Below are 5240 nucleotides of genomic sequence, written 5' to 3' on the forward strand. Positions count from 1 at the left end.
TGATAATACCGAATTTATAAATGAAATTAATATATCTTTGTTTTCTTCACTTCCAAATAGTTTTTTAAATACAAAGTCCACTTTAGGGTTTAATCTACACATTATATTCACCCTCCATTTTATATTTTTTTATATTATACCATATATTCTCTATCGTATTTTATATTAAAATGCATGGCTTTGTCTTTCTAATTTTGCAATTCGCGATATTATATTGATAATTCATAACATATATGTTGACTTTAGTAATTTAAAATGTAAAATAATAGTTTTTAGTTAAAAAATAGCCATGACAAATGCCATGGCTATTTTTTAATTATCATCTCTTGATGAAATAAATCATCTTTTATATATGTATTCATATTCATATTATGATATTTCTTATTTAATTTCCTTACTATATCAAGACCTAATCCTCTATCATTTCCTTTTGTTGAGTATCCTTTTTCAAATATTTTATTTATTTCAGGTTTTGTTTTAAATGAATTTGAAACTATAATAGAAATTCTTTCTTTATTATTTAAAATATCTATATTTATAACTTTGCGAGATGACTCTGTACTAGCTTCTATTGCATTATCAATTAATATACCTAATATTTTACAAATATCTATGTCCTTTAATAAAAAATTTTCTATCTCATTTTCTATATTTAAATTTAAATCTAAACCTAAGGAACTTGCTTTTGCTGATTTTATATTAATTAATCCTTTTACATGAGTATTTTTTATATTTATAAGTCCATAAACATTATTATTTATATATTTATCATTTACTAGATTTTCATAAAAGTATTTTTTTAATCCTTCCATATTATTACTTGATATATATCCACTTATACACATTAAAATATTTCTATAATCATGTCTAAATGCCCTAATATTCTCAAGAGATTCTTCTATCATATTTGCATATAGCTCAATATGCTTTTTTTCATTTTTTTCTATATAAAGTTTATTTAAAATAGAAAACACAACATAGCTTACAAGCATACAACATAAAAATAAAAGCATAAAAAAAACAACATAATTATTTATGCTTGAATTTATGTTTTCAAAATAATATATGATAGTTGTAAATAGTATTACTACAAATCCTATATATAACCAAAATGTTTTATTTTCTTCTATATAAATATTTTTTTTCAATTTAAAAATATCTACTCTCTTAAGAATTATACCTATAAAAATACCTATAGCACTTACTGATATCTGAATTAAAAGCATGCTAATATTATTAAGTTCATTAAAACTATCTACATGTCTATATACTACATCTGCTACAAAGGCATCAGATAAAGCAAATATAGCAAATGTTATAAGATATATTTTGAAAAAATGTAATTTATTTTTTGAGTAAACTAAATACATACTTAAAGAAAGTAATAAATAAAAAATTGCTATCCTTGTAGGCTTTGTTACTATATTTTCTAGAATTGTACCTAATAAAGCTGTGATAAATATTAACTTTATCTCAGAATACAAATTATTACATTTATATTCCCCTAACATCTTAAAAACAAAGACAAATGAATATATAAAACAAAATGTCATAATAAAGAAATAAAAATTATACATAAATACCCCCATTTAATATCATTTACATTTTCAAAATCGACAAAAAATATTATAGTAACTTTTATATATTATAATATTTTTTCAAAACCATGTAAATCTATTTTAATATAAAAAAGTCTTCATGCTAAAAACTTAATAGGATTATAATTTCCTTCATTCATTATAAAAAGTGGCTATGAAAATCATAGCCACCTAATATAATACTACTCCCACTCTATAGTTCCTGGAGGTTTACTTGTTATATCATAAACCACTCTATTAACTCCATCAACTTCATTAACTATTCTATTTGAAATTTTCTCAAGTACATCATAAGGCATTTTATACCAATCAGATGTCATTCCATCAGAAGAAGTTACAGCTCTTAATCCAACTAAATATGCATATGTTCTCTCATCACCCATTACCCCTACAGTTTTTACATCTGGAAGGGTTGCAAATGCCTGCCATATTTTATCATAAAGCCCGTTATTTTTAAGTTCTTCAATATATATTGCATCTGCTTCTCTTAATATATCTAGTTTCTCCTTAGAAACTTCTCCTATGACTCTAATTCCAAGTCCAGGTCCTGGAAATGGATGTCTAAATATAAGATTTTCAGGTATTCCAAGCTCTAAACCTAATTTTCTTACCTCATCTTTAAATAATTCTCTCAAAGGCTCTATTATTTCAAATTCTATATCCTCAGGTATTCCTCCAACATTGTGATGTGATTTAATAGTAGATGCTCCACTTTCTCCTGCTCCACTTTCTATTACATCAGGGTATATAGTTCCTTGAACTAAAAAATCTATTTTTCCTAATTTATTAGATTCTTCTTCAAACACTCTTATAAATTCTTCTCCTATTATTTTTCTCTTAGCTTCAGGCTCTGACACTCCATTTAATTTATTTAAGAATCTATTCTCAGCATTTACTCTTATTAAATTCATGCTAAATTCTTTTTTAAATATTTTTTCAACTTCATCTCCTTCATTTTTTCTAAGAAGACCGTGATCTACAAATATGCAAGTAAGGTTGTCCCCTATAGCTTTATGGACAAGTACTGCTGCAACTGAACTGTCTACTCCTCCACTTAGTGCACATAAAACTTTTTTATCTCCTACTTTTTCTTTTATTTCCTTAACCTTTTGATCTATAAAAGAGTCCATATTCCAGCTTCCACTTACTTTACATGCTTCATATAAGAAGTTTTTGATTATTTTATGTCCTTCTAATGTATGCTCAACTTCTGGATGAAACTGAACCCCATATAATTTTTTATCTTCATTTTCCATGGCAGCTACTGGACAGTGGTCAGTTTTTGCTGTTATTTTAAATCCATCTGGACTTTTATCTATAAGATCAGTATGGCTCATCCAAGATATATTTTTCTTTTCAATATCTTTAAATAAAAGACTATCTTCATAGTGTATCTCAGTTTTTCCGTATTCTCTTTTATCTCCTCTTTTTACATTTCCACCTAAAGTATAAGCCATAAGCTGAGCTCCATAGCATATACCAAGAATAGGTATGTTCATATCAAATATTTCTTTTGAAACTCTAGGAGCTCCCTCTTGATATACACTAGAAGGTCCTCCTGTAAATATTATTCCCTTAGGATTTTTTTCTTTTATTTTTTCTATTGAATATGTATATGGAATAATTTCACAATATACATTACATTCTCTAACTCTTCTAGCTATAAGTTGATTATATTGTCCTCCAAAATCAATAACTAAAACTAATTCTTTTTCCATATTAATTCTCTCCTTGTGCGCTATAATTTGGAGCTTCTTTAGTAATTGTTATATCATGAGGGTGACTTTCTTTAAGTCCAGCTCCAGTTATTTTTATAAACTTTCCATTTTCAATCAAATCTTTTATAGTTGGTGTTCCACAGTATCCCATTCCTGCTCTAAGTCCACCTATTAATTGATATATTATATCTTCTACCTTACCTTTATAAGGAACCATTCCTTCTACACCTTCTGGGACTAGTTTTTTAGATTCTGCTTGGAAATATCTATCTTTAGATCCTTTTTCCATAGCTCCAATAGAACCCATACCTCTATAAGTCTTAAATGCTCTACCTTTATATATTACCCTTTCTCCTGGACTTTCTTCTGTACCTGCAAACATTGATCCCATCATAGCTACAGATCCACCAGCTGCAATTGCTTTAACTACCTCCCCTGAATATTTTATTCCTCCATCAGCAATAATAGGTACTCCATATTTTTTAGCAGCTTCATAGCAATCCATAATTGCTGTAATTTGAGGAACTCCAATTCCAGCTACAACTCTTGTTGTACAAATTGATCCCGGTCCTATTCCTACTTTAACACAGTCAGCACCTGCTTTTATTAATTCTTCAGTAGCTTCATATGTTGCAACATTTCCTGCTATAACTTGAAGTTCTGGATACTTTTCTTTTATTTTTTTAACTCCATCAATTACTCCTTGAGAATGTCCATGAGCAGTATCAAGTACTACTACATCAACATTTGCATTAACTAAAGCATCTACCCTGTCAATCATATCTGAAGTTATTCCTACTGCTGCTCCACATAAAAGTCTTCCTCTAGAATCTTTAGCTGAATTTGGGTATTGTATTCTTTTTTCTATATCTTTTATAGTTATAAGTCCTTTTAAAACTCCATTTTCATCTACTATAGGAAGCTTTTCTATTTTATTTTTTCTAAGTATATTTTGTGCTTCCTCTAAAGTTATATCTTCTTTTGCCACTATTAAATTTTCTTTTGTCATAACTGTTTCTATTTTTTTAGAAAAATCCTCTTCAAATCTTATATCTCTATTTGTAAGTATTCCTATTAACTTTTTATTATCATCTACTATAGGAACTCCAGATATTCTATATCTTCCCATAAGTTCATCAGCATCAGCTATAGTATGCTCTTTATTTAAATAAAAAGGATCTACTATTACTCCGTTTTCACTTCTTTTAACCTTGTCCACTTCAAGGCACTGTTCCTTTATTGTCATGTTTTTGTGTATTATTCCTATTCCGCCTTCTCTTGCCATTGCTATAGCCATTTTAGATTCTGTTACTGTATCCATTCCTGCACTCATTAATGGTATATTTAGCTTTATTTTCTTAGTAAGATAAGTTGAAGTATCTACATCCTTTGGTAGTACGTTAGATTTTTGAGGAATTAATAATACATCATCAAAAGTTAATCCTTCTTTTAATATTTTTCCCATCCTAAGCCCTCCTGCCATTTTATTTTAAAAAAAATAAGAGAACCAGTTTTCTCTTATTAAGTCTTTAATTAAAGTTTCTAACCAATTCGTATAATTTTATACAGTTATTCAAATATTTTACTTTAAGATAGAACAAAATATCACTTCGTGATACTCTCAGATGAGTAGCAGAGCTACTCATCTGTATTTTTTGAAACTAATTCACCATTACATTTTGGACATATAAGTATAGGCATTTTTACTTCAAAATTCTCAATATCACAACCAGAAGCAAAAAAGTCATCTTCAATAAATTCATCAATAATAAACCTAGGTACATCTTCTTCAAATCCACACTCCAAACATTGATATCTGTAAGTCTTCTCGTCTGTTTCTATCCCAAAGGGATACGCTTCCTCGTCCTCTCCCATATCTAGGAAGTTCTCTTTCTCTAAATCTTTCATTATCGGGTATCTCCTC

General features: G+C 28.1%; 5 protein-coding genes. All 5 read right to left on the bottom strand.

Annotated features, from left to right (window positions below):
• On the bottom strand, positions 1-102 hold a 102-nt coding region (locus tag BUA77_RS12530), incomplete at its 3' end, for a PD-(D/E)XK nuclease family transposase (RefSeq protein WP_200773971.1).
• A gap of 203 nt (positions 103-305) precedes the next feature.
• Positions 306-1577 (bottom strand): sensor histidine kinase, encoded by a 1272-nt coding sequence (locus BUA77_RS12535; protein ID WP_072890797.1) that lies wholly within the window; start codon positions 1575-1577, stop codon positions 306-308.
• Positions 1578-1780: 203 nt separating this feature from the next.
• On the bottom strand, positions 1781-3316 hold the full coding sequence (gene guaA / locus BUA77_RS12540) for a glutamine-hydrolyzing GMP synthase (RefSeq protein WP_072890800.1): 1536 nt from the start codon (positions 3314-3316) through the stop codon (positions 1781-1783).
• Between the two features lies 1 nt (position 3317).
• Positions 3318-4781: an IMP dehydrogenase gene (gene guaB, locus BUA77_RS12545; RefSeq protein WP_072890803.1), complete on the bottom strand. Its 1464-nt coding sequence runs from the start codon at positions 4779-4781 to the stop codon at positions 3318-3320.
• Positions 4782-4954: 173 nt separating this feature from the next.
• Positions 4955-5240, bottom strand: a 286-nt coding sequence (locus BUA77_RS12550) for a hypothetical protein (protein WP_207646851.1), incomplete at its 5' end; no start/stop codon positions are given.

Origin of the sequence: Tepidibacter formicigenes DSM 15518 (assembly GCF_900142235.1) — a bacterium.
GTDB lineage: Bacteria > Bacillota > Clostridia > Peptostreptococcales > Peptostreptococcaceae > Tepidibacter > Tepidibacter formicigenes.

Bases quoted from the DNA above. Each gene is read 5' to 3' on its own strand.
- BUA77_RS12535 (WP_072890797.1), bottom strand. From the start codon at position 1,577: ATGTATAATTTTTATTTCTTTATTATGACATTTTGTTTTATATATTCA.
- guaA (WP_072890800.1), bottom strand. From the start codon at position 3,316: ATGGAAAAAGAATTAGTTTTAGTTATTGATTTTGGAGGACAATATAAT.
- guaB (WP_072890803.1), bottom strand. From the start codon at position 4,781: ATGGGAAAAATATTAAAAGAAGGATTAACTTTTGATGATGTATTATTA.